At 44.2% G+C, this 22,439-nt stretch carries 14 protein-coding genes and 1 riboswitch; of the genes, 10 read left to right on the top strand and 4 right to left on the bottom strand.

Annotation, left to right across the window (positions count from 1 at the left end):
* Positions 1 to 8 precede the first annotated feature (8 nt).
* The 4 genes from WG943_RS09020 (at position 9) to lysA (ending at position 11,481) form a co-directional block, all read left to right on the top strand.
* Positions 9 to 4,418 (top strand): Ig-like domain-containing protein, encoded by a 4,410-nt coding sequence (locus WG943_RS09020; protein WP_340408334.1) that lies wholly within the window; start codon positions 9 to 11, stop codon positions 4,416 to 4,418.
* Between the two features lie 778 nt (positions 4,419 to 5,196).
* A complete protein-coding gene (locus WG943_RS09025; protein WP_340408335.1) occupies positions 5,197 to 8,874 on the top strand; it encodes an Ig-like domain-containing protein in 3,678 nt (1,225 codons plus the stop codon).
* A gap of 137 nt (positions 8,875 to 9,011) precedes the next feature.
* A complete protein-coding gene (locus WG943_RS09030) occupies positions 9,012 to 10,346 on the top strand; it encodes an aspartate kinase (protein ID WP_340408337.1) in 1,335 nt (444 codons plus the stop codon).
* Positions 10,309 to 11,481 carry a diaminopimelate decarboxylase gene (gene lysA, locus WG943_RS09035; protein ID WP_340408338.1) on the top strand — a complete coding sequence of 391 codons (1,173 nt, stop codon included), beginning with the start codon at positions 10,309 to 10,311 and terminating at the stop codon, positions 11,479 to 11,481. The genes WG943_RS09030 and lysA overlap by 38 nt, the downstream gene beginning before the upstream one ends.
* Positions 11,482 to 11,639: 158 nt before the next feature.
* Here lysA and WG943_RS09040 read toward each other — a convergent pair whose 3' ends face one another.
* The 4 genes from WG943_RS09040 to WG943_RS09055 all read right to left on the bottom strand — a co-directional run bounded on the left by WG943_RS09040 (position 11,640) and on the right by WG943_RS09055 (position 16,180).
* Positions 11,640 to 12,371 carry a hypothetical protein gene (locus WG943_RS09040; protein WP_340408340.1) on the bottom strand — a complete coding sequence of 244 codons (732 nt, stop codon included), beginning with the start codon at positions 12,369 to 12,371 and terminating at the stop codon, positions 11,640 to 11,642.
* Positions 12,372 to 12,563: 192 nt separating this feature from the next.
* Positions 12,564 to 13,802 (bottom strand): homoserine dehydrogenase, encoded by a 1,239-nt coding sequence (locus WG943_RS09045; RefSeq protein ID WP_340408342.1) that lies wholly within the window; start codon positions 13,800 to 13,802, stop codon positions 12,564 to 12,566.
* A complete protein-coding gene (metX, locus tag WG943_RS09050; protein WP_340408343.1) occupies positions 13,783 to 14,841 on the bottom strand; it encodes a homoserine O-acetyltransferase MetX in 1,059 nt (352 codons plus the stop codon). Before metX ends, WG943_RS09045 begins: the two co-directional genes overlap by 20 nt.
* A 7-nt stretch (positions 14,842 to 14,848) precedes the next feature.
* Positions 14,849 to 16,180 carry an O-acetylhomoserine aminocarboxypropyltransferase/cysteine synthase family protein gene (locus WG943_RS09055; RefSeq protein ID WP_340408345.1) on the bottom strand — a complete coding sequence of 444 codons (1,332 nt, stop codon included), beginning with the start codon at positions 16,178 to 16,180 and terminating at the stop codon, positions 14,849 to 14,851.
* 294 nt (positions 16,181 to 16,474) lie between these two features.
* A riboswitch (SAM riboswitch) is annotated at positions 16,475 to 16,584 on the bottom strand.
* A gap of 294 nt (positions 16,585 to 16,878) precedes the next feature.
* Here WG943_RS09055 and WG943_RS09060 point away from each other — a divergent pair.
* The 6 genes from WG943_RS09060 to WG943_RS09085 all read left to right on the top strand — a co-directional run bounded on the left by WG943_RS09060 (position 16,879) and on the right by WG943_RS09085 (position 22,260).
* Complete coding sequence (locus tag WG943_RS09060) at positions 16,879 to 18,321, top strand: SDR family oxidoreductase (protein WP_340408346.1); 1,443 nt, start codon at positions 16,879 to 16,881, stop codon at positions 18,319 to 18,321.
* 214 nt (positions 18,322 to 18,535) lie between these two features.
* Positions 18,536 to 19,492 (top strand): phosphoribosylaminoimidazolesuccinocarboxamide synthase, encoded by a 957-nt coding sequence (locus tag WG943_RS09065; RefSeq protein WP_340408438.1) that lies wholly within the window; start codon positions 18,536 to 18,538, stop codon positions 19,490 to 19,492.
* A gap of 44 nt (positions 19,493 to 19,536) precedes the next feature.
* Positions 19,537 to 19,914: an STAS domain-containing protein gene (locus WG943_RS09070; RefSeq protein ID WP_187066453.1), complete on the top strand. Its 378-nt coding sequence runs from the start codon at positions 19,537 to 19,539 to the stop codon at positions 19,912 to 19,914.
* 16 nt (positions 19,915 to 19,930) lie between these two features.
* The gene (locus WG943_RS09075) at positions 19,931 to 20,848 is read left to right on the top strand and encodes a ribonuclease Z (protein WP_340408348.1); all 918 of its coding nucleotides are present in this window, start codon (positions 19,931 to 19,933) and stop codon (positions 20,846 to 20,848) included.
* 185 nt (positions 20,849 to 21,033) lie between these two features.
* Positions 21,034 to 21,396, top strand: coding sequence for a DUF4260 domain-containing protein (locus tag WG943_RS09080; protein WP_340408349.1), 363 nt, complete (start codon positions 21,034 to 21,036; stop codon positions 21,394 to 21,396).
* Positions 21,397 to 21,462: 66 nt separating this feature from the next.
* Positions 21,463 to 22,260 (top strand): queuosine precursor transporter, encoded by a 798-nt coding sequence (locus WG943_RS09085; protein WP_340408351.1) that lies wholly within the window; start codon positions 21,463 to 21,465, stop codon positions 22,258 to 22,260.
* Positions 22,261 to 22,439 lie beyond the last annotated feature (179 nt).

Below are 22,439 nucleotides of genomic sequence, written 5' to 3' on the forward strand. Positions count from 1 at the left end.
AGAATCTAATGATAACAAATTATGAGGATGAAGTGCGGAATATACAATGGTTTATAAGTAACGATGGTGTAAGCTATACGCCAATTATAAATGCAAAAAGCCAAACCTATACTGTTCCTACTACAACCCCGGCAGGAACTTACTACTACAAAGCTGAATACGAGTCAGGTAATTGCGGTTGGTTCTGCAGATGGACTGACGAAGAACAATCCTTTACTGTAACTATTAACACTACTCCTGCTGCACCTACCACTACTGATAACGCTCGCTGTGGGAATGGCAGTGTTACACTTACCGCCTCCGGCGGCACAAACGGCAATTACCGCTGGTACACAACTGCTACAGGAGGAACTCCCATCTCAGGAGCTACAAATGCCACTTATACTACGCCCATCATTAGTAGTAACACCACCTATTATGTATCGATTAGAAACGCAAGTGGCTGTGAAAGCTCAAGAACACCAGTAACGGCTTACAGACATCCTGGCACCATCAGTGCAATGCCTAGCGCAACAGGCTCGCGCTGCGGTACTGGCCAGGTTATACTTACTGCCACAGGGGCTCCAGCAGGTGCAACCTACCGTTGGTATACTAATGCTTCAGGAGGAACACCAATAGCAACAGGCACTACTTATACTACCCCAAGCCTTGGTGATAATACTATTTATTATGTATCTATAGTCAGCATCAGCGGTTGCGGAGAAACTTCTAGAACAGCTGTAACAGCTACAGTAAACATGTTACCTGCATCACCTGCTGCCACAGGTGCGTCCCGTTCTGGAATCGGCAGTGTTACACTTACTGCCTCCGGCGGCACCAGCGGCAATTACCGCTGGTACACAACTGCTACAGGAGGAACTCCAATAACTAATACCTCTGGGGCAACTATAACAGGAAACACGTACTCACCAACCATCACAGCCACAACCACCTATTACGTAGCTACAAGAAACGCTACCACTGGCTGTGAAAGTCCCAGAACTCCTGTTACTGCAACTCTAAACCAAGTGCCAGGTAATGCTGCACCTGCGGCAACCGATGTTATCAACACTACTTTGATATCAAACACGGATGGTAGAAAAACGATTGATAAACTGAATGCTACAGACGCCAATGGAAGTATCTATCTTTATACTTTGGCAACCATTCCAGCTCCTGCACAGGGTGTTCTGCTTGTAAACAGCCAACCGGCAAGTATAGGACAAAGTATATACCTTTCAGATCAGCTCTCTTTTGACCCTGAGGTTTCCTTTTTTGGTACAGCTAAGTTTACTTATACTGCAACCGATAACCAAGGCGCTTTTAGCACCAACACGGCCACATATTACATTCCGATTAATGCGGCTCCTGTTGCAAGTGATGTAACTACACCGATAACTGTAAACGGAGAGCAGAATATTCGTCCTTTAAGTGCTTTAGATTTAGATGGCTTAGATGACATTGCAAACTTTACTATTCGCTCTTTGCCAGCTGATGGAACATTTACAATTGGGCCTGGGGGAGCAGCAGTAGTGGCCAATTCACCAATAAGCCCTTCACAAGCGAAAAACCTGTACTATACTCCGTCAGGCTGGGGCTGGTTTTTATCACAAACTTATACTTTTACCTATACCGTTACCGATGCAAAAGGAGTAATCTCAAACGTAGCAACCTATACACTTCCTATAAATGGCACTTTTGGTGCGCCTTCTATAACGCCTACTGCCGAGAACATATCAAACAACCCTTTATTGAATACCGCACCTATAACTGACATTAAGCCACTAAGCGCTACAGGAGGCACTATAAACTGGTACTACATTACTAGCTTACCAGAAGCCAGTTCAGGGACACTGTATTATGGAAACACACCTGTTATACTTACAAATGGAGAGTATGCAGTACCGACAAATGGAGCCGGCAACTTAAAGTTTGATCCTAATCCAGCTTATAGAGGAAACGCCACCTTTACTTACAAAGCCTCTAATACAGAGAATAATTTTTCTGCAGATGCTATTTATACTATACCGGTTCATACTTTGTCCAGAGTTGTAGATATCACTACAGCACTTGTCTTGAAATCCGCAGGATACACAGCCATAAGTGATTTAACAGCACCTGATCCTTCCATTATAGATAAATACCAAATTAGATCATTACCTACTTCCGGTACATTGTTTATAAACGGAACCCCAGTAACGAGCAGTAACCTTACAAAGCTATACTTAGCTAAAGATGGCAGCTATAATGGACTTACCTATACTCCTAATCCAGGCTTTGGCGGTGAAAAGGCGACTTTCAATTTCGTAGCATACAATAAAGACGGATATGCTTCTAATATTGGCACCTACACAATACCTGTCACCCACGCGCCTATTGCACAGAGTATAACCAACTCAGCTACACTTTCAACTGCGGCACCATTCACGGCTGTAAACTCTTTAGTAGCTACCGATCAGGACGGAATGATCTCAACATTCAGATTAACTCAGCTGCCTTCCAGCGGTTCTGTATATGTTAACAAAACCTTAGTAACAAGCACTACAACTTCTTTTGACTGGAGCCTAAGAGACAAACTTACTTTTGACCCTGTCGCGGGTAGTTTAGATGACGTGGTTTTTAGTTACCTAGTAACAGATAACAGTGGCGCAATTAGCAAGGAGGTTACTTTTACCATACCTATCAACGGTGAGCCAATAGCCCAGAACACCAAGCACTCTACAGCAATTTCCAGTTCTGCGCCAGCTACAGCTCTAGATGCCTTAAAGGGTAAAGATGCCGAAACTTCAGGTACCAACATTACGCATTTTCAGATTAAATCTTTGCCAACACCTGCCCAAGGTAAGCTATTTATTAATGGAGTTGCAGCAGTAATAAATCAGGATTACCCATGGAGCGACAGAATTAACCTAACCTTTGATCCTGAGGTCAGCAATGCTTCTAATGTTAAGTTCCGCTTCACGGTTAAAGATAACGAAGGGGCTTATGATGCAACACCTGCCACCTATACAATACCTATAATACAGGACAATGACTTTGACGGTGTTGCCGACAACATTGATTTGGACAATGACAACGACGGCATTACGGATGCAATAGAGGGTGATGGGGATCAGGATGGTGACGGAATACCTAACAAACTGGACTTAGATTCAGATGGTGATGGGGTCTGGGATGCTGTTGAAGCCAACGTAGGCAGAAGCCCGGCAGGTCTCGATCTTACTGTTGGATGGTATACTTCAGCAGTTGGTACAAACGGCCTCATTAATGCGCTTGAAACAACTTCAGACTCTGGCATCCTTGAAAAAGCACTACCAGATAGTGACAATGACACAGTACCAGACTATCTGGATGCAGACTCGGATAATGACGGAATTCTTGATAGAATTGAAGCTGTAGCAAGTAAAGTGAATAGTGGAGAGTCTATTAGAGACTTAAGTACCTTTGCTTTAAATGCTTCTTATACTTCCATGGCTACCACCTATTCTGAACCAATAGATACAGACGGTGATGGCACCCCGGACTACCTAGACTTTGATAGCGATAATGATGGGATGTCCGATACAGAAGAAGCCTATGACATTGATAATGATGGTCAATCTCTCCAGGACCTGCTTAAGCTGGCGGAACAATTTGGTATACGCAGCGGGAGTCGAACCATTTATCCTGTACCAAATTCTGATAATGTTACTCCAGATTGGCTGAAAGAAAGTAGTAGACTGATCCAGAGACTGAGATTCCAGACATTTGGTAATGAACATTATCTTGACTCAGACGGAGATGGGCTGGTTGATCTATTTGATACTGATAGCTTCGGCACGGATGAATCTTCAAACCTTAATAGTGCTTTCAGAAGAGATAATGTAGTAACTCCGCTGCCTATTACCCTTGTGAGTTTCTCTGCCACAGCTAATAAGCTTGGCGTGGAGCTTAACTGGAAAACGGCCTCAGAAATCAATAACGATAAGTTTATTATCGAGCGCAGCAGTGATGGTAAAACCTATACCACAATTGGCGAGGTAAAAGGAAATGGCAACAGCAACGTTGCGATAAACTATAGCTTTACAGATCTAAGCCTGCCTTATGGCACCAATTACTACCGCTTAAAGCAAATAGACTTTGGCGGTAAGTATGAATACAGCAAAGTGGTGGCTGTAACTGTAGAGAATTTAGCTGTTGTTGAAGCAAAGGCCTTTCCAAATCCTTTCAGGCAAAACACAACCCTTACCTTCACAGCATTGAAGCAAGAGAAAGCTTCTGTTATTGTATATGATGCACGTGGCAGCGTGGTAAAACAGCAAACATTAGAGCTTCAGCAAGGGGTAAACAACGTCAGTATATCCCTACCAACACCGCATAAAACCGCAGGCCTTTACATTATTGCAGTACGCGCAGAAACCTTTCAGGCAAGTATAAAAGTGCTACAAGAGAATCATTAAGCCTTTTGTTTCTGAAGAAGCTGTCTTTGAAAGCAGCTTCTTCAGAATTAACTCATTAAAATAAAGCAACTTATTTCCCAGTATCATAAATACCAGACTAGTTAATGTTGATTTTAGTGTTATCACAAAAATTAAACACATAGAAAAACCTTTGCTGCTATATGCTCTTTTGCGCGACATAACTGCATAAAACATTTTTTTTGCAAAAAAATTTCCCGCGGTAAAATTCAACAACACATCCTGGCTGCTTTCTCCCAAAGGTTCAAATCACAAACTAAATGTTATAACTTCCATTATACTTAACCAAGCAGAACAGCACCTTCTAAGAAAACTAATATCACTTTCTATTTTGAAGTATAAAATCACATAAAAGGTAACGACGACTCAACAGAAAAAAATAAAATTAGAATATTTACATTTAAGCTCTCCTGTATATTGAACAATATCAAGCTAAGACTTTCATTTACTATTTATTTCAAAAATTGAATATTAAATTTGCTTCATATATTCAAAGTTTAGTCCAGTAATTCTTGTAAAAACCTTGGCTAAACAAAACTTTTTAGCGACACTATTCCACTGTCAATCAAGGCTATGAAAACTGCTCTTAACTTTAAAATCTTGATTAGATATGTTCATAGTTTTAGTAGCTTCCTTCTTACTACTGTTAATTGTACCTGCGTTCACCTTAACTCCAGAGAGCATAACTAAAAGGCTTTACTTTAGCTCTTTATATTTGAACATTACCCCTCTTTGTTTATTACCCTCTTTTACTAAGGTAATGGCTAAGATGCTTCAAAACGCAGTCCAACAGCTTAGGCCAACCGCTATTGTAAATCAATCGAATATCATTCAAATCAACGATACAGTAGGCGGCAGAACTGGGATAAAACTTACTGCTGCAATAGTTCTGATTTTTGCGACAGTTCTAGTTTCAGCTTCTGCATTTGGTCAATCTCAATCAGTATGTGCAGGAGAAACAGTGACGCTCAACACTCCACAACTTTCAGAAATCCGCAATATTCAATGGCAGGTTGATAATGGAAACGGCTGGAGTAACATAAGCGGGGCAGATGAGACTACTTATACTTTTACAGCAAGCACTGGAGATAACGATAAGCGCTATAGAGCTAGATATGAATACTGTACAAGAACAAATGGTAGAGGAGACTGCAACAGGTGGGCAACTCAAACTTCTGCAATCTCAACTCTGACGGTTTACTCAAAACCAACTGCACCAACTGCTCAAGACAAGTCTCGTTGCGGCTCTGGTACTGTAGCATTAACGGCTAGCGGTGCACCTTCCAGCAGCAGCTACCGCTGGTATGCTAATGCATCAGGGGGCACGCCATTGTCTTCCAGTGCGACGTACTCGCCAAACGTTACCTCCACCACTACATACTTCGTTGTTACCAGAAACTCAAGCGGCTGCGAAAGCGACAGAACTCCCGTTAAGGTTACCATAGAAACCAATACGCCTCCTACTGCAACCGGTGATTTTGTATGCGGGTCTGGCACAGTGACACTAAGAGCCAGTGGTTCTACAGGCACCTATCAGTGGTATACTGGTTCTTCTGGCAATAACGCTATAAGTGGGGCAACTGGAGCGACTTACACTACTAATGTAACAAAAACTACTACATTTTATGTGGCTACTGTTAACTCTTGTGGCACAAGTGCCAGAACCCCTGTTACAGCAACAGCAAGTCCTGTTCCAAGTGCACCTATTGCCAATGATAACTTACGCACCGGATCGGGTTCTGTAACCTTAACAGCAGCCGGAGCCCCATCAGGCGGTAGCTACCGCTGGTATTCAGTAGCTACGGGTGGTACTGCTATAAGCGGAGCTAGTAACGCCAGTTACACCACACCGAGTATTAGCTCAACTACCATATATTATGTTGCAACTGTTAGTGCCCAAGGTTGCGAAAGCCCAAGAACTGCCGTAACAGCTACAATTATTCCACCTAATGGTCCTAATAACTATTGTGAGGGTGAATCCGTCGCGTTAAATGTACCTTCACCAGGATTTTTAGAAGAACAACAAAATATTCAATGGCAGGTAAGCACTAACAATGGAGTAAGCTGGAACAATATAAGCGGCGAAACGAATTCGACTTATTCTGTACTAGCCACCGCAACTAATAATGGTTATACTTACAGAGCAAGTTATGAAAGAAGAACTTTTAATTTATTCTCATGGAGCTGGAGTAGTTGGACTTCTACAACAACTTCTGAAACACAAGTAACAGTTAACCCTACTCCCGATATGCCAACTACAAACGGGGCTTACAGTTGCGGAGAAGGTATAGTTACATTAACAGCCAGCGGTTCAACGGGAAGTTACAGATGGTATAATAATGCGTCGGGTGGAATACCTATTGCCTCCGAAGCCAGCTTTACAACCGAAATTAGCACAAACACTACTTATTATGTAGCTGCCGTTAACGCAAGTGGCTGTGAGAGCCCAAGAAAGGCTGTAACTGCTACTACTGCTCCAATAGTTTTTGGTGCCTCACGTACAGGTGCGGGCTCAGTAACTTTAAGAGCTTATGGTGCCCCGGAAAGTGGCAGCTACCGCTGGTACACCACTGCCTCTGGAGGCACGGCCATTAGTGGCGCTACAGGCACAGATTACACAACCCCAAGTTTGAGTACCACTACCACCTATTATGTAAGCATTGTTAACACAGCAGGTTGTGAATCTGCAAGGGTACCTGTAACAGCAACTATAACTACAGCCTCCTATACTGGGAATCCTGAAACACATGTAATCTTATACCATGAAAACTTTGATGGATATAAGTTCAATGATGATTTAAACGGCCTTACTTCCGGCCATACATTGTTAGGGGCTATTTCGCTGGATGACTGGGACCTTAAACCGACAAACGGCGGCACTAAAAGCAACTCATCTCAGGCATCGGGAGGTAATTATCTTCGCACAGCCTATTCTCCGTTCGATCTTGCAGCATTAACAAATAAGATACTTTACACGGATAAACCAATATCGACCCAGGATTATGATGTGGTTGGGGTGATTTGGACACACATGCAAACCTATACCAGCAGCAGTAGCAACCGAGTTAAACTATACTACAGCGTAAACAACAGTACCTGGACAGAAGTAACCGGTTGGAACACAACAACAACATCCAGCTGGAGATTAGTAAATAACAGCAACTATATCGTACTGCCAAGCGAAGCAGGCAGAACCAGGAACCTGCGCCTTAGGTGGGAAGTGCCTAATTCTCCGGTAAGTCAATCATCATACTACGCTATAGATGATGTTACGGTGATCGGAATACCGACAGAAGGAGTCTCCAAGATTAATTGGGGCAGCCTTCCAAATGGCGATAATCCATTTACTGCCTCAGTTAACAATGCTGCAGCCTATACAGTTGATGGCGTTTATACCAAGTGGAGTATGACGTCAACCAACGGAGTTAACGTTACGAGCAGAACGATTTCGTCCACTCAGTACCAAAACACACCTGTGCTTGCTCTTGTACAGTCCGGGGCAAACGCTACTAACAGGTTTTCTAAAGTAACACTGGAAACCAGCAAGCCCGTGCAGGACCTTACCTTAACTTTATATGACGTAGACACACAGCAGGGACAGTTCCGGGATATGCTAACTTTTGAAGCGTATAACGGCGACACTCCTGTTCCGCTTTCAAAGTATAAAGTTATACATACATCAAAGCAGGAGTACAGTGGCAATCAGATTGTCGGAGTTGCAAACGTAGACGACACTCCAGCGTCTTCACCTGAGGCCAACACAACTGTGACATTTAGCGATGCAGTAGATCGCGTGGATATTATTTACCAGAATGCTGACCAGGCCCAGGGCAACCAAGGCATTGGCATCCACAATGTTATGTGGAGAAGAGACCTGTCCCCCTTTCCGGTTGAATTGGCTTACTTTAGAGCTGCCCTTAAAGACGACCAAGTCCATCTAACCTGGCAAACAGCATCCGAGAAAGACAACGAAAAGTTTATAGTAGAGCGCAGCCAGGACGGCAAAATCTTCACACCGATTGCCGAGGTAAAAGGCAGCAGCAACAGCAGCGTTAAACGCAACTATAGCTTCATAGATTTTACCCCCTACCCAGGAACCTCCTATTACCGACTGAAGCAGGTTGACTTTGGAGGTAAGTATGAATACAGTAAAGTGGCTTATGTTACAGTGGAGCATGCAGCTACAGCATCCATAAAAGCTTACCCGAATCCGTTTACTAGTGAGCTAAACGTTAATTTGATGTTGACAGAGGCAGGCAATGTAGCGCTGCAGCTTTATGATGCAAAAGGCCGGATAATCTATACAAAAAACACCGTACTAGATAAAGGATCTCAAGACATAACCCTCCCGCTGCAGCAACTTAGCAAAGGCATTTACATTTTAAGAGTTACCGGCTTAGGACTAAACCAATCGCTTAAAGTGATAAAAGCACAATAAAGCTGCTACCACTTTAAACCAGAAATGCCACCTATACAGGTGGCATTTTCTTTTAGGAAATATTTAGTGTTTCTACTGATATTCTGAACTCCCTGCACTATTTTTGCATTCTAACTTTTTATTTTTTAGACACCTAGATGAAAATCTTAAAATTCGGCGGAACCTCTGTTGGCTCTGCTGAGCGAATGAGGGCAGTTGCCTCGCTTATCCAAAGTGATGAGCCTAAGATTGTAGTGCTTTCGGCCATGTCGGGTACTACAAATGCATTGGTGCAGATAGCTGAAAAGCTGTACCAGAACAACAACCAGGAAGCTAAAGCGCTCATAGATGCGCTTCTTAATAAGTATAAACAGGTGGTAGAAGATTTCTACACCTCCGCAGATATAAAGAAAAAGGCCCACGAACTGATCAATAACCATTTTGAGTTTATCCGTTCGTTTACGCTGGATCTGTTTACCATACATGAAGAGCGTGCCGTACTGGCGCAGGGAGAGTTGTTGTCTACTGCTTTATTTCAGTTTTACCTGGAGGAACAGGGCATTTCGTCTGTACTTTTGCCGGCGCTTAACTTCATGAAGATAGATGAGAACGAGGAGCCGGATGCTGAGTATATCGCCAAAAACCTGCAAGTTGAGTTAGCAAAGTATCCGGACACGAACCTGTTTATTACACAAGGCTACATCTGCCGCAATGCTTTTGGAGAAATTGATAACCTGAAGCGTGGTGGCTCCGACTACTCTGCCTCTCTGATTGGTGCAGCTGCCGATGCTTCTGAGATCCAAATCTGGACTGATATTGACGGGATGCACAATAACGACCCGCGTATTGTGAAGAACACTTACCCGATTGCGGAGCTTTCATTTGACGAGGCTGCGGAGTTGGCATACTTTGGTGCCAAGATCCTGCACCCAAGCAGTGTGCTGCCGGCTAAACAAAAGAATATTCCGGTTAAACTGCTGAACACCATGGAGCCAGAGGCGAAAGGCACTATCATCACCTCTGAGAGCAAAGGCGGAAGCATAAAGGCTGTTGCTGCCAAGGATGATATCACTGCGATCAAGATCAAATCTGGCCGCATGTTGCTGGCTTATGGTTTCCTGAGAAGCGTGTTCGAAGTTTTTGAACGGTATAAGACACCTATCGACATGATCACTACTTCTGAGGTTGCCGTGTCGCTTACCATTGATAACGCTAAGTTCCTGAACAAAATTGTAACAGAACTGAAAGAGTTTGGCCAGGTAGAAGTTGACACAGACCAAAGTATAATTTGCGTGGTAGGTGATTTTATTGCCGAACGCAGTGGCTCCGGACTTAAGATATTTGAAGCACTAAAGGCAATTCCGCTGCGCATGATATCTTATGGTGGTAGCAAAAACAACATCAGCTTATTAATTAACACAAGCGACAAAGTAGAAGCGCTTACTAGACTAAACGATGGAATCTTTGAGAGAAACAACGGAGAGCAGGCTTAAGCAACAGCTTCAGGAGCTGCAGCAGCACCCTACTCCGCTATATGTATATAACCTGGACCTGCTTCGTGACACTTTACAGGCTACAAAGCAGGAAGCCGACAAGTATAATTACCATGTGCATTATGCCCTAAAAGCTAATGCCAACACGCCCATACTTAACGAGATGCGTGCATTTGGCTTCGGCGCCGACTGTGTAAGCGGTAACGAAGTAAAGGCAGCTATTGAGAATGGCTTTGCCCCGGAGCATGTGGTTTTTGCCGGTGTTGGTAAATCTGACGAGGAAATAAACTATGCCCTGGATCAGGATATTTTCTGCTTTAACTGCGAAAGCAGCCACGAACTGGAGGTACTAAACGAACTGGCTGCTGCTAAAAACAAAACAGCTCACATTGCGCTGCGCATCAACCCAAATGTAAATGCCAACACGCACAAGTATATTACTACCGGCCTGGAGGAGAACAAATTTGGTATTAACGCCTGGGAGCTGGAAAGCGTACTGGACTTGCTAAAGCAGCTAGGTAACATTAAGCTGATTGGTATCCACTTCCATATTGGCTCTCAGATAACCGACCTGTCTGCTTTCAGGAACCTGTGTACACGTGTAAATGAGTTTCAGGAATGGTTTGAGGCACGTAATATTACACTAGAGCATGTTAATGTAGGTGGTGGCCTTGGCGTGGATTATTACAACCCTGAGCAGAACCCAATCGCTGACTTTGAGGCATACTTTGGTTTGTTTAACCAGTTCCTGGAAGTAAGGCCGGGGCAGCAGGTACACTTCGAGTTGGGACGAGCAATGGTGGCACAGTGCGGCACCCTAATCTCAAGAGTGCTCTATATTAAAAATGGCATTACAACTAACTTTGCCATATTGGATGCTGGTATGACAGAGCTAATCCGCCCTGCGCTATACCAGTCTTACCACAAAATAGAGAACCTGAGCAGCGAAAAGGCAGAAGTACGTTACGACGTTGTGGGACCAATCTGCGAGTCGTCGGATTGCTTTGGGAAAGCCGTAATGCTACCTGAAACAAGTCGCGGTGATTTGATTGCCATACATACGGCTGGTGCTTACGGGGAGGTAATGGCATCTGGCTATAACTTACGCACGAAAGCAAAGGCTTTATACTTGTAAATTCGATAGGCTCCCATTTCTAGCATTCTAAGAAATCTGTAGTATCGCACAATCACGAAGTTCTAAGATTTCTCCCGAAGGTCGAAATAACAAATGAGTAAAATAAAAAGCCCGCACCTACCTTTGTAGATGCGGGCTTTTTATTTTACAGACTTAAACTAACGAACAAACGCTGCTCTGTTTGCTCCGTTAAGGCCACGATTTAGACCTGGGTGTGCAGGCGCCACCGACACTACAAAGTCAGGCTCAGCATGGGCAATGCCATCCTGTTCTTTTAAGTGATTAGCCAGCTCCAGCGCATTACCATTTGAGTTTTTATCTACCCTTACCACATACACTTCATTACCTAAACTAGCAACCAGATTTGCCTTGTAATCCTGCAGCATGCGTTGCAGCGTAGCTTCGCCTCCTGCTCGCACTGTAACCATTGCCTCGTTGCTTAACCCTAATAGATTTTTGCCTTGAATAAAGTATGGCGCCGCATACGCTACCATCGGGTCGTTAGCTAATATGTTTATAGCCTGTTCTGTTTGTTTACAGTTTAAGCCACTTACTAATTCCACTGTATAAAGCATGGCAGAGTTTGTACTTGTTTGGTTGCCCATATTTTTAATGAAGACATACTTTGCTGCTATACTTTTCTGCTCCTCATAAGAACTTCCTTCAGCAAAAGAAATAATCATTTGCTTAGTGTAAACAGACCCAAGGTCGGCTCTACCGTTCTCGTAAAAGTAGCTATAGGATGCACATGCCCCACCCTTCACAGGATTTAAAAGCTTGGGGTCAAAACGTACGTTTCTTACAGGAGAACCATCTTCTTGCCTACAGGAGGCTGCGATTAAGAGAAGTGTTAAAGTATATAACAGGAGGGGTATAAATTTTATCTTCATTGCCGTACAAATTAAAGGTCACTATTTACTTAGATGTACGTGAAGATTTAATGAACAGCTACAATTTATACTATCATTTTTTAACTTCTACAGCCCTTCCTTCTTAATTTAATCCATTTTATTAACATAAGTATATCTTTTAATACTAAAATTACCATTACTAGCGTTTTACTAAGATAAGTGCAACTCTGCTCAGGCTGTAACCTGCTCATGCTGAATGGCTTTCTGCACAAAAGCATTCAAAGATACACCGCTGGGCAAAGTAGCTACAAAACCGTCGCAGCCCTCCAGGTATGCCTGGTGCTGCATTAATTCGCTTCTTTTAATCTTTCCAACCAACTGTACTTTGTTCAGGCTTACACCAAACGAGACTACCTCCTGCCACCTGAGGTTCGGAATACACTTTTCCCCATCTAGCCTGAGGTAGATTTGTATCGTATCATCAGCCAACTGCGTTTTTACAGGCTTCAGCTTTGGATAAGTATACTTATACCCTTTAAGTGCGGCAGTAACATCTGCCCAAACTGCCGAGCCTGTTGGATGGCTGCCTGCTCCTCTGCCCTTCAAAAACTGGCTACCGGCATACTTTGCCTCAAGCACAACTCCATTAAACTCATGCTGCACATAGTATAGCTCATTGTCCGGCCACACAAAAGTTGGCAGCACCTGCACCTCTAGTTGCTGCACTACGTTATACTTTGCCGAGGCCACCAGCTTTATGCGTGCACCTAACTTATGTGCCAAATCAATATCTTCTGCTGTAATACCAGCAATACCAAAGCGCAGCACCTCTTTCACATCCACCAATACACCAAAAGCATGGGCAGCAATTATGCATATCTTATGCAGGGCGTCATGTCCGGCTACATCAAGCGTTGGGTCGGCTTCAGCAAAGCCAAGTTCCTGCGCCTGCCGTAGTGCCTCCTCGTAACTGCAGCCCTCTGTGTCGAGCTTGGTAAGTATATAGTTCGATGATCCGTTCAGGATACCGCTTACCTCCTGCATCGGTTCATCTGCGTAGTAAGCTTCCAGGGTTCTAAGTATGGGAATACTTCCGCATACGGCTGCTTCGTACAACAACCTGCTGCCATACTTTTGCTGCAGGGCAATTAGCTCTGGCAGGTTTTCGGCTACTGCTTTTTTGTTTGCTGATACTACCGTTTTGCCGGCTTCCAGCGCCTGCCGGATCAGTACAAGCGCCTCTTCCGGGTTACTGATCAGCTCCGTAAGTATAACCAGCGACTCATCCTGCAGCAACTCCTGTGCATCGAAGGTAAAAGCTGAAGCCGGTAATTTGCGTTCTTTATTTTTATCGCGCACGCAGATTCTGGCAACCTCCAGTTGCTGGTTGTCCTGCAGCACATCGTATAGGCCCTGCCCCACGCAGCCAAAGCCAAGTATACCAATCTTGTTAGTAGGCATGATTTTCATAGTTTAAAGTTGGAACAGAATCGTTTTCATAAAAAAGGGTGATGGCCTGTGACAGCTGGTCACACTCCACCAGGAAGCCATCGTGCCCATAGTTGGATCTGATAAGGTGAAAAGAAGAACCCGGCACCTGCTCGTGCAGCCATTGCTGTTCCTGCACCGGGAAAAGTATATCGGTATCCACCCCAACAAACAAAGCTTTGGCTTTTAATCGCTGCAGCGCTTTCTCCACACCTCCCCTGTCGCGGCCAATATTGTGCGAGTCCATGGCTTTGGAGAGCTGCCAGTAAGTATAGGCGTTAAAGCGATTGGCCAGCTTCTCGCCCTGGTACACCTGGTAAGTTGCCGCCCTGAAATTGTCGGTGATACTGTTGCCGGGCTCCTGCTGTGTTTGCTCGTAAGTAGTATAATGCCTGTACGAAAGCATGGCGATGGCCCGTGCCGTTTTCAACCCTTCCTGGCCTGCTGTTTCACTATAACTTGACCAGCTTGGATCCTGGCGGATGGCCATGCGCTGGCTTTCGTTAAAGGCAATCCCCCACGGCGAGTGGCGCGCATTAGAGGCAACATGTATTAATCTTTTAAAAATATCTGGCTGCAATAAAGCCCACTCCAATGCCTGCTGTCCACCCAACGATCCTCCCAGCAACGTATGCACCTGCTCCAACCCCAGCTCCTGACGAAGTAAGTCAAAAGCCGTTACAATATCGCGATTGGTTAGCTGCGGAAAATCGTGGAAGTATGGCTTTAGGGTCTTGGGGTTTACAGAAAGCGGACCAGTAGATCCATAGCACCCACCCAGCGTATTGGCACAAACTATAAACCAATCGGTAGGGTCGTATACTTTGCCGGGACCAAACAACTCGCCCCACCAGTCGGTGAAGTCGGAGCTGCCGGTAAGGGCGTGGCACACCCATACTACGTTGTTTTGCTGGCTGTTTAACTGGCCATAGGTAGTGTAAGCCAACTGGAAACCGGGAAGCGTTGCCCCCGATTCCAGCCTGAATTGCTTTTGGTAATGATATGTGTGGTGCTCTGGCATGTGTTACTTAGTTTAAAACTGGTTCGGGCTCCGCTATGCTTATTTGCGCAAAAGCCTGTTCAAAATCTGCTTTGATGTCTTCGATGTGTTCGATACCTGCCGATACACGCAGCAAGGTTGGCTCTACCCCTGCTCGTAACTGCTCTGTATCGCTAAGCTGTTGGTGTGTAGTAGAGGCCGGATGGATTATCAGCGTTTTGGCATCGCCTACGTTAGCCAAATGACTTACCAATTGCAGGCCATCCACAAATTTTTCAGCTTGCTTTTTGTCACCCTTCAATTTAAAGGACAGCACACCACCAAAGCCGCGTTTCAGGTATTTCTTCGCTAATGTATGGTACTTGCTGCTCTCCAGCCCCGGATAATTCACGCTTTCTACCAGCTCGTGCTGCTCCAGCCACTTCGCTAGTTCCAGTGCATTCTGCACCGTTCTGTCCACGCGCAGCGATAGTGTTTCCAGCCCTTGCAGCAACAGGAACGAGTTAAATGGGCTAAGTGCCGGACCGAAATCGCGCAAGCCTTCTACCCTGGCACGAATGGCAAAGGCAATGTTACCAAACGGACCATCTGCTCCGAAAACTTCCCAAAAATTAAGGCCGTGGTAACCTTCTGCCGGTTCCGAAAACTGTGGGAACTTACCATTGCCCCAGTTAAAGTTCCCACCGTCTACAATCACGCCGCCTATGCTGGTGCCGTGTCCGCCAATCCATTTTGTAGCCGACTCTACCACTATGTTTGCTCCATGCTCCAATGGTCTGAACAGGTATCCTCCTGCGCCAAATGTATTGTCTACGATCAGCGGAATATCATACTTGCTGGCAAGTGCGGCAATGGCCTCAAAATCGGGAATGTTAAAGCGCGGGTTACCTATGGTTTCTACATAAATCGCTTTTGTGTTTTGGTCTATTAGCTTTTCGTAGCTCGCCACTTCTTCGTTCTCCGCAAATCGTGCATCAATACCCAGGCGCCTGAACGACACCTTGAATTGATTATAGGTACCACCATACAAGTAGCTGGTAGCTACAAAATTGTCGCCGGCCTGCAGGATGTTGTTTAAGGCAATAAACTGGGCCGCCTGCCCCGATGCTACCGCAACCGCAGCCACACCACCCTCTAAAGCAGCTACGCGCTTCTCAAAGACATCGGTGGTTGGGTTCATGATGCGGGTGTAAATGTTGCCAAACTCTTTCAGGGCAAACAGGTTGGCACCGTGCTCTGCGTTTTTAAAAGTGTAAGAAGTTGTTTGGTAGATAGGGACAGCACGCGACTGAGTAGTTGGGTCTATTTCCTGGCCGGCATGCAGCTGCAATGTTTCGAAGTGCAATGGTTTTGTTGACATGATAGAGTTGAGTTAAAGTTTCTGGATGAAAAATTGAAAAGTATAGAGGCTGGCATAACTGCAGGTATACAATGCAGCGCAAAGCAGACACAGATCTGCAGCAAAGCCAACAAGAATATTAAGAGAGGTTTAGGCTAGCAACAACAGCAAGCCATCATGCGCATGGGATTACGCATAGTAAAAGTATACTGCAGATAAGAGATACATGCAGTTAATATAACCAGCAAAAAAGCAGGCTGTGGTAACGCTAAAAATTGTGCTGTGTGATGGATTCCCTTGTTCATAAACCTTATCAATTTATATGCATCCGGCTGTTTTCCGGAATCAGGAATTAGCACCTTCTCCTCCCTGGTTAGGTTGCTAGCGCTTCACAGAGCCTGTCTCTCCACGCTTCTTTATAAATCAATTTCCGGGTAAGGGATAATTGACTTGATGATGCAAGTATACGGCAGCTTTTTCTAAATAGCCAAAATTTATTTTCAGTTTTTTCCTGCTGCTGCTATCCGGTAAAAGTATAAACAGCAAAAAATTTATACTTTATACGTTGCAACTGATTGCACATTAAGCGCCACTTCATAAAATACCTGAAATTTATACTTTTGCGGCACCTGTTATACTTTTAAACAAGCAGCCCTCCTAGTTGTTCAGAGTATAAAAAGTAGCGTTAAATTAACTAAATTGCGCCACTACCTACCACTATGAGAATTCTTCTAACCGGAGCCAATGGCTATATAGGCAAGCGCCTGCTACCGCTTTTAGTAGCGCAGGAGCACGATGTAATTTGCATGGTGCGCGATCCCAGGCGTTTTGACTTACCAGCCACGCTCAAAGAAAAAGTACAAGTTGTAAAAGGCGACTTGCTCCATCAGAACTCTCTAAAAAATTTACCGACTGATATTGATGCAGCTTATTATTTAGTGCACTCGATGGGTGGTTCGGGCCACGATTTCTCAGATCTTGAAGCTACATCTGCCCAAAACTTTGTTACTTATTTAAACATTACAACTGCCCGGCAACTGGTATACTTAAGTGGTATTGCCAACGTCAGCAACTTATCCAGGCACCTTTCTTCCCGTCTGCACGTCGAAACTATACTGGCTCAGGCAAAAGCTAAACTTACGGTATTGCGGGCTGCAATTATAATAGGCTCTGGCAGCGCCTCCTTCGAGATTCTCCGAGATCTGGTAGAAAAACTACCCGTAATGATTACTCCGAAATGGCTAAACTCCAGGTGCCAGCCTATTGCCATACGTGATGTAATGTTTTACCTGACACAGGTGCTAGGCAATGAAAGATGCTATGGTAAAAGCTTTGAAATCGGAGGACCCGATGTACTTACTTACAAAGAAATGATCCTGCGTTTTGCCAGGCTGCGCGGCCTGAAGCGTTACCTGATCTCGGTGCCGGTGCTTACTCCTCGCCTGTCTTCTTACTGGCTATACTTTGTAACCAGCACCAGCTTTAGCCTTGCCAAAAGTTTAGTAGATAGCCTGCGAAACGATGTAGTGGTTAAAGATCATAGTATAGAAAACATACTGCCGCACCAGTGCCTGCCTTATGAAGAAGCAATTGGCCTAGCCTTTACTAAAATTGAGCAGAACATGGTAGTATCGAGTTGGAAAGATGCATTGGTAAGTGGAAACATGTACCTAAACTATATGGACTTTGTACAGGTACCGGAATTTGGCGTGCTCACAGACAAACAGCGTCGAAAGTTTGAGAGGCCTATAGAAGAAGTATTGCAGAATATATGGCAGATTGGTGGCGAGCGAGGTTGGTATAAAACAGACTTTTTGTGGCGAATACGCGGGCTAATAGATAAAATGGTAGGTGGCGTAGGACTGAGGCGCGGCAGGCGCAGCCAAACTGAGTTGAAAGCAGGCGACACCATTGATTTTTGGCGTGTACTCGTTGCCGATAAAGAACAGAAACGCCTGCTACTATATGCCGAGATGAAACTACCTGGAGAAGCTTGGCTACAGTTTAAAATAAGCGAAGAGCCAGACGGCAATTACCTGGAGCAGTTAGCAGCCTACCGCCCTGACGGCTTGTTGGGCCGCATGTACTGGTACGCTGTGCTGCCTTTTCACTTTATCATCTTTGAAGGCATGATAGAGAATATTATAACCTATAGAAACTGAACCTGTACTATATTAAACAAAACTAATTTTCAACTAAAAATACAACTTATAGGTGCTTTAGTGTAAAACTTAATACATATCTCTAAGTATACTCCAATATAAAAAATGAACTATATTTTAGCACCCATCACTCTTGATAAAAGCTGTTGTCACAATTTTTTTCTTGCCCTATAAAATATAATTAACTTTGCCCGACTACTACACAACACATCTAATGGAGGCTATTAAAGAAACTGATTTCTCATTTGCCGGCCAAACCGGATTTTACAGGGGCAAAGTACGTGACGTATATTATTTCGATGATAAGATCGCAGTTGTTGCTACAGACCGCATTTCTGCCTTTGATGTAGTACTGCCGCGTGCCATCCCATACAAAGGCCAGGTGCTTAACCAAATAGCCAGCCTAAACCTTAAAGCAACCGAAGATATTGTTCCGAACTGGGTAATTGTCTCACCAGACCCTAACATAACTATCGGCTATAATTGCCAGCCTTTTAAAGTAGAAATGGTTATTCGTGGTTATCTGGCAGGGCATGCATGGCGCGAGTACAAAGCAGGCAAAAGGAGCGTATGCGGTGTAGCACTGCCCGAGGGCCTTCGCGAAAACGACAAGCTTCCACAGCCTATTATCACTCCCACCACCAAAGCCGACGCTGGCCATGATGAGGACATATCAAGAGAAGAAATTTTAGCCAAAGGCATTGTTTCTGAGGAAGATTACACTAAATTAGAGCGCTATACGCAGGCACTTTTTGCGCGCGGTACAGAACTGGCAGCGCAGCAGGGCCTTATTTTGGTGGATACAAAGTATGAGTTTGGTAAGTATAACGGTCAGGTTTATTTGATCGATGAAATACATACACCAGACTCTTCTCGTTACTTTTACAGCGAAGGCTACGCCGAGAGGCAGGCCAGACTGGAACCACAGCGCCAGCTATCGAAAGAGTTTGTGCGCCAGTGGTTAATTGAGAATGGTTTTCAGGGGAAAGAAGGCCAGCAAATACCCGAAATGACAGACAATGTAGTGCATGGGATTTCTGAGCGTTACATTGAGCTATACGAGGTATTTACAGGCAAACCCTTTGTAAAACAAGACTATAGTAACGCTCTGGAAAGAATAAAAGAGCAGTTGACGGAAAACATTTTTAACACCAAAGATTACAATTTTTAAAGTAGATTTGGTACATTTGCTTTTAAATCCTTATAGGTAGATCTATGAAGTACACGATTGATAAGAAAGAAAACTACACAACCATCACGATAGATGAGAAGAAACTAGACACTTCCATCGCACCCGATTTAAAATCAGAGTTCGTGAAGTTGAATGCCGAGGGGATCACCAATCTGATTCTTGACTTAAATAACGTAAAATACACAGACTCTTCAGGATTAAGCTCTATCCTGATCGCAAACCGTCTTTGCAACTCATCAAATGGCTTACTTATCCTGACAGGATTACAGGACCACGTGATGAAGCTGATCACGATTTCTAAACTTGAGTCTGTTTTAAACATCCTGCCAACCGTAGAAGAGGCAATTGACCGTGTTTTCTTACACGAGATCGAGCAGGACTTAACTAACAAAGAAGACTAATTAAAAACCGCCTGTGGTGGATTTCGAACTCAAAATTCTTGGTAGTTCGTCGGCAACACCATCGGCAAACAGACATCATACCGCCCAGGTTCTATCCATTGGCAATCAGCACCACCTGATTGATTGCGGGGAAGGTACACAAATGCAGCTGATGCTTTACAAAATAAAGCATCAGCGCATTTCAAACATCTACATCAGCCACCTGCACGGCGACCATTACTTTGGTTTGGCAGGTTTGATATCTACCATGCACTTACAGGGCCGCCACGCACCCTTGCATCTTTTTGGCCCTCCTGGTTTATCCGAAATCTTAAGTTTACAATTAAAGTACTCCGGCACCAACCTAAACTATCCGCTTGTTTTTCACGAGCTGGATACCACCTGCCATAAAAAGATTTTTGAGGATAAGCAGCTAACGGTGCATAGTATACCAATGGAGCACCGCGTGCCTTGCTGTGGTTTCCTGTTCCGTGAAAAACTGAAGCCACGTCCTCTGCTTAAAGATAAGCTCCCGCCAAATCTTACCCCACCTCAATTAGTAAGGCTAAAGTGGGCCGAAGACATAAAAGATGAACAGGGCAATGTGCTGGTAAGCTATTCAGATGTAACCGGCGAACCGAAACGCAGCCGCAGCTACGCCTACTGTGCCGACAGCCGCTACAAACCTGATATCATTCCGATTGTGCAGCACGTAGACCTGCTGTATCACGAAGCCACTTTTCTGGATGATCTCCGCGACAGGGCAGCTTATACTTTTCATAGCACGGCTTCGCAGGCTGCTGAGATAGCAGTACAGGCAAAGGCAAAAAAACTACTTTTGGGTCACTTTTCAGTACGATACAAAGATCTTAACCCCCTTCTAGAAGAGGCTAAACAAATATTCTCAAATGCCGATTTGGCTGTAGAAGGCAGCACATTTATAGTAGAAGAGTAGTTACCGTTACTGCTGTTATTTTAATTCCTGGTGCTCAATTTTCTTACAGCTCTTTTCCAAAGTTAAACCCGCTGCCATTCAATAAAATATTGGAGTAACTAGCAAACTTAGCTTTCCTCAAAATCATACTTGCTTTGCATGTTAAAATAGTTTGAACTTGCCATAAATATCAATAAGCTCTAACTATGAAAATAACATTAAAATTAGAAGACATTGCGAAGTTTATACTTGCCTATACTTTAAGTGTCTATCTTGGTTATAGCTGGTGGCTGTTTCTAGCTTTACTGCTGACCCCAGACCTTAGTATGATCGGTTACCTCTTCGGAACAAAGGCAGGTGCCTTGCTATACAATATTTTTCACCACCAAGGGGTAGCCATAATAGTTGGGTTAGCTGGCTTATACTTTGGAGTAAATTGGCTGCAGTTGGCTGGGCTGGTGCTTTACGGCCACAGCGCCATGGACAGAGCGTTGGGCTATGGTTTAAAGTATAACGACAGCTTTAAACATACACACTTAGGCTGGATAGGAAACAAGCAAACGGTATAACTGTTATATTTAACTTCGCTAATATTAAGTACGTTAGCGACGGCATCTGATTTACCAACATATTACATGGCGCAACAAACTTCTGATTCAGAGAAAAAACGTACATTCCTGTTCCTGGTGCTCAGCGGCATCTTTATTTCCAATGCCTTGCTGGCAGAATTAATTGGGGTAAAAATATTTTCAGGAGAGGCGCTGTTTGGCTTACCTGGTGCGCAGTTACCGCTTTTGGGAGGCAATAAGCTGGACTTTAACCTGACTGCCGGTGTCATGATATGGCCTGTAGTGTTTATAACTACTGATATTATAAATGAGTATTTCGGCAAGCAAGGCGTAAAGAAGGTGAGTATACTCACGGTTGGGCTCATACTTTACGCGTTCCTGGTTATCTTTTTGGTTACTGGCCTACCTCCTGCCCCCTTTTGGCTAGAGCTTAACAACACCGACGCGCAGGGAAACCCTTTTAACATAGACTTTGCCTACAACATGATTTACCGCCAAGGGTTAGGTATTATTATAGGCTCTCTGGCGGCATTTTTAGTGTCTCAGTTCCTGGATGCTACTGTTTTCCACTGGCTGCGAAAGTATACCGGCAGCAAAAAGATCTGGCTCCGTGCCACAGGTTCTACTTTAGTATCTCAGTTGATTGATAGCTTTGTGGTTTTGTTCATCGCTTTTTTTGTGTTCGGCAACTGGACCATGGAGCTGGTTTTATCCGTTGCTACTATCAACTACATTTATAAATTTTTAGTAGCCATTATTCTTACTCCTGTACTATATGTGGCGCACTATTTTATAGATGGATACCTTGGTGATAATCAAGCAGAAGCATTAATAAAGGCCTCTGCAGCAGAAAGTGAATCATAAATTAATCAGAAAAATATTTGCAAATCTGAATCTGTATAAGTTACCTTTGCAGCCTTGCAAAAAAGATTAATGCCAGCTCATTTAGCACATACACAAATTTTTATTACGGGTTACGTTCTCCACGACTTGTAAGAGTACCCCTTTCTAAAATTTAGGGCTACTACAGCCCAACTATTTCC

Source organism: Pontibacter sp. H249 (assembly GCF_037892465.1).
In the GTDB taxonomy this organism is placed as follows: Bacteria; Bacteroidota; Bacteroidia; order Cytophagales; family Hymenobacteraceae; genus Pontibacter.

Bases quoted from the DNA above. Each gene is read 5' to 3' on its own strand.
- WG943_RS09020 (WP_340408334.1), top strand. From the start codon at position 9: ATGATAACAAATTATGAGGATGAAGTGCGGAATATACAATGGTTTATA.
- WG943_RS09025 (WP_340408335.1), top strand. From the start codon at position 5,197: ATGGCTAAGATGCTTCAAAACGCAGTCCAACAGCTTAGGCCAACCGCT.
- WG943_RS09030 (WP_340408337.1), top strand. From the start codon at position 9,012: ATGAAAATCTTAAAATTCGGCGGAACCTCTGTTGGCTCTGCTGAGCGA.
- lysA (WP_340408338.1), top strand. From the start codon at position 10,309: ATGGAATCTTTGAGAGAAACAACGGAGAGCAGGCTTAAGCAACAGCTT.
- WG943_RS09040 (WP_340408340.1), bottom strand. From the start codon at position 12,371: ATGAAGATAAAATTTATACCCCTCCTGTTATATACTTTAACACTTCTC.
- WG943_RS09045 (WP_340408342.1), bottom strand. From the start codon at position 13,802: ATGAAAATCATGCCTACTAACAAGATTGGTATACTTGGCTTTGGCTGC.
- metX (WP_340408343.1), bottom strand. From the start codon at position 14,841: ATGCCAGAGCACCACACATATCATTACCAAAAGCAATTCAGGCTGGAA.
- WG943_RS09055 (WP_340408345.1), bottom strand. From the start codon at position 16,180: ATGTCAACAAAACCATTGCACTTCGAAACATTGCAGCTGCATGCCGGC.
- WG943_RS09060 (WP_340408346.1), top strand. From the start codon at position 16,879: ATGAGAATTCTTCTAACCGGAGCCAATGGCTATATAGGCAAGCGCCTG.
- WG943_RS09065 (WP_340408438.1), top strand. From the start codon at position 18,536: ATGGAGGCTATTAAAGAAACTGATTTCTCATTTGCCGGCCAAACCGGA.
- WG943_RS09070 (WP_187066453.1), top strand. From the start codon at position 19,537: ATGAAGTACACGATTGATAAGAAAGAAAACTACACAACCATCACGATA.
- WG943_RS09080 (WP_340408349.1), top strand. From the start codon at position 21,034: ATGAAAATAACATTAAAATTAGAAGACATTGCGAAGTTTATACTTGCC.
- WG943_RS09085 (WP_340408351.1), top strand. From the start codon at position 21,463: ATGGCGCAACAAACTTCTGATTCAGAGAAAAAACGTACATTCCTGTTC.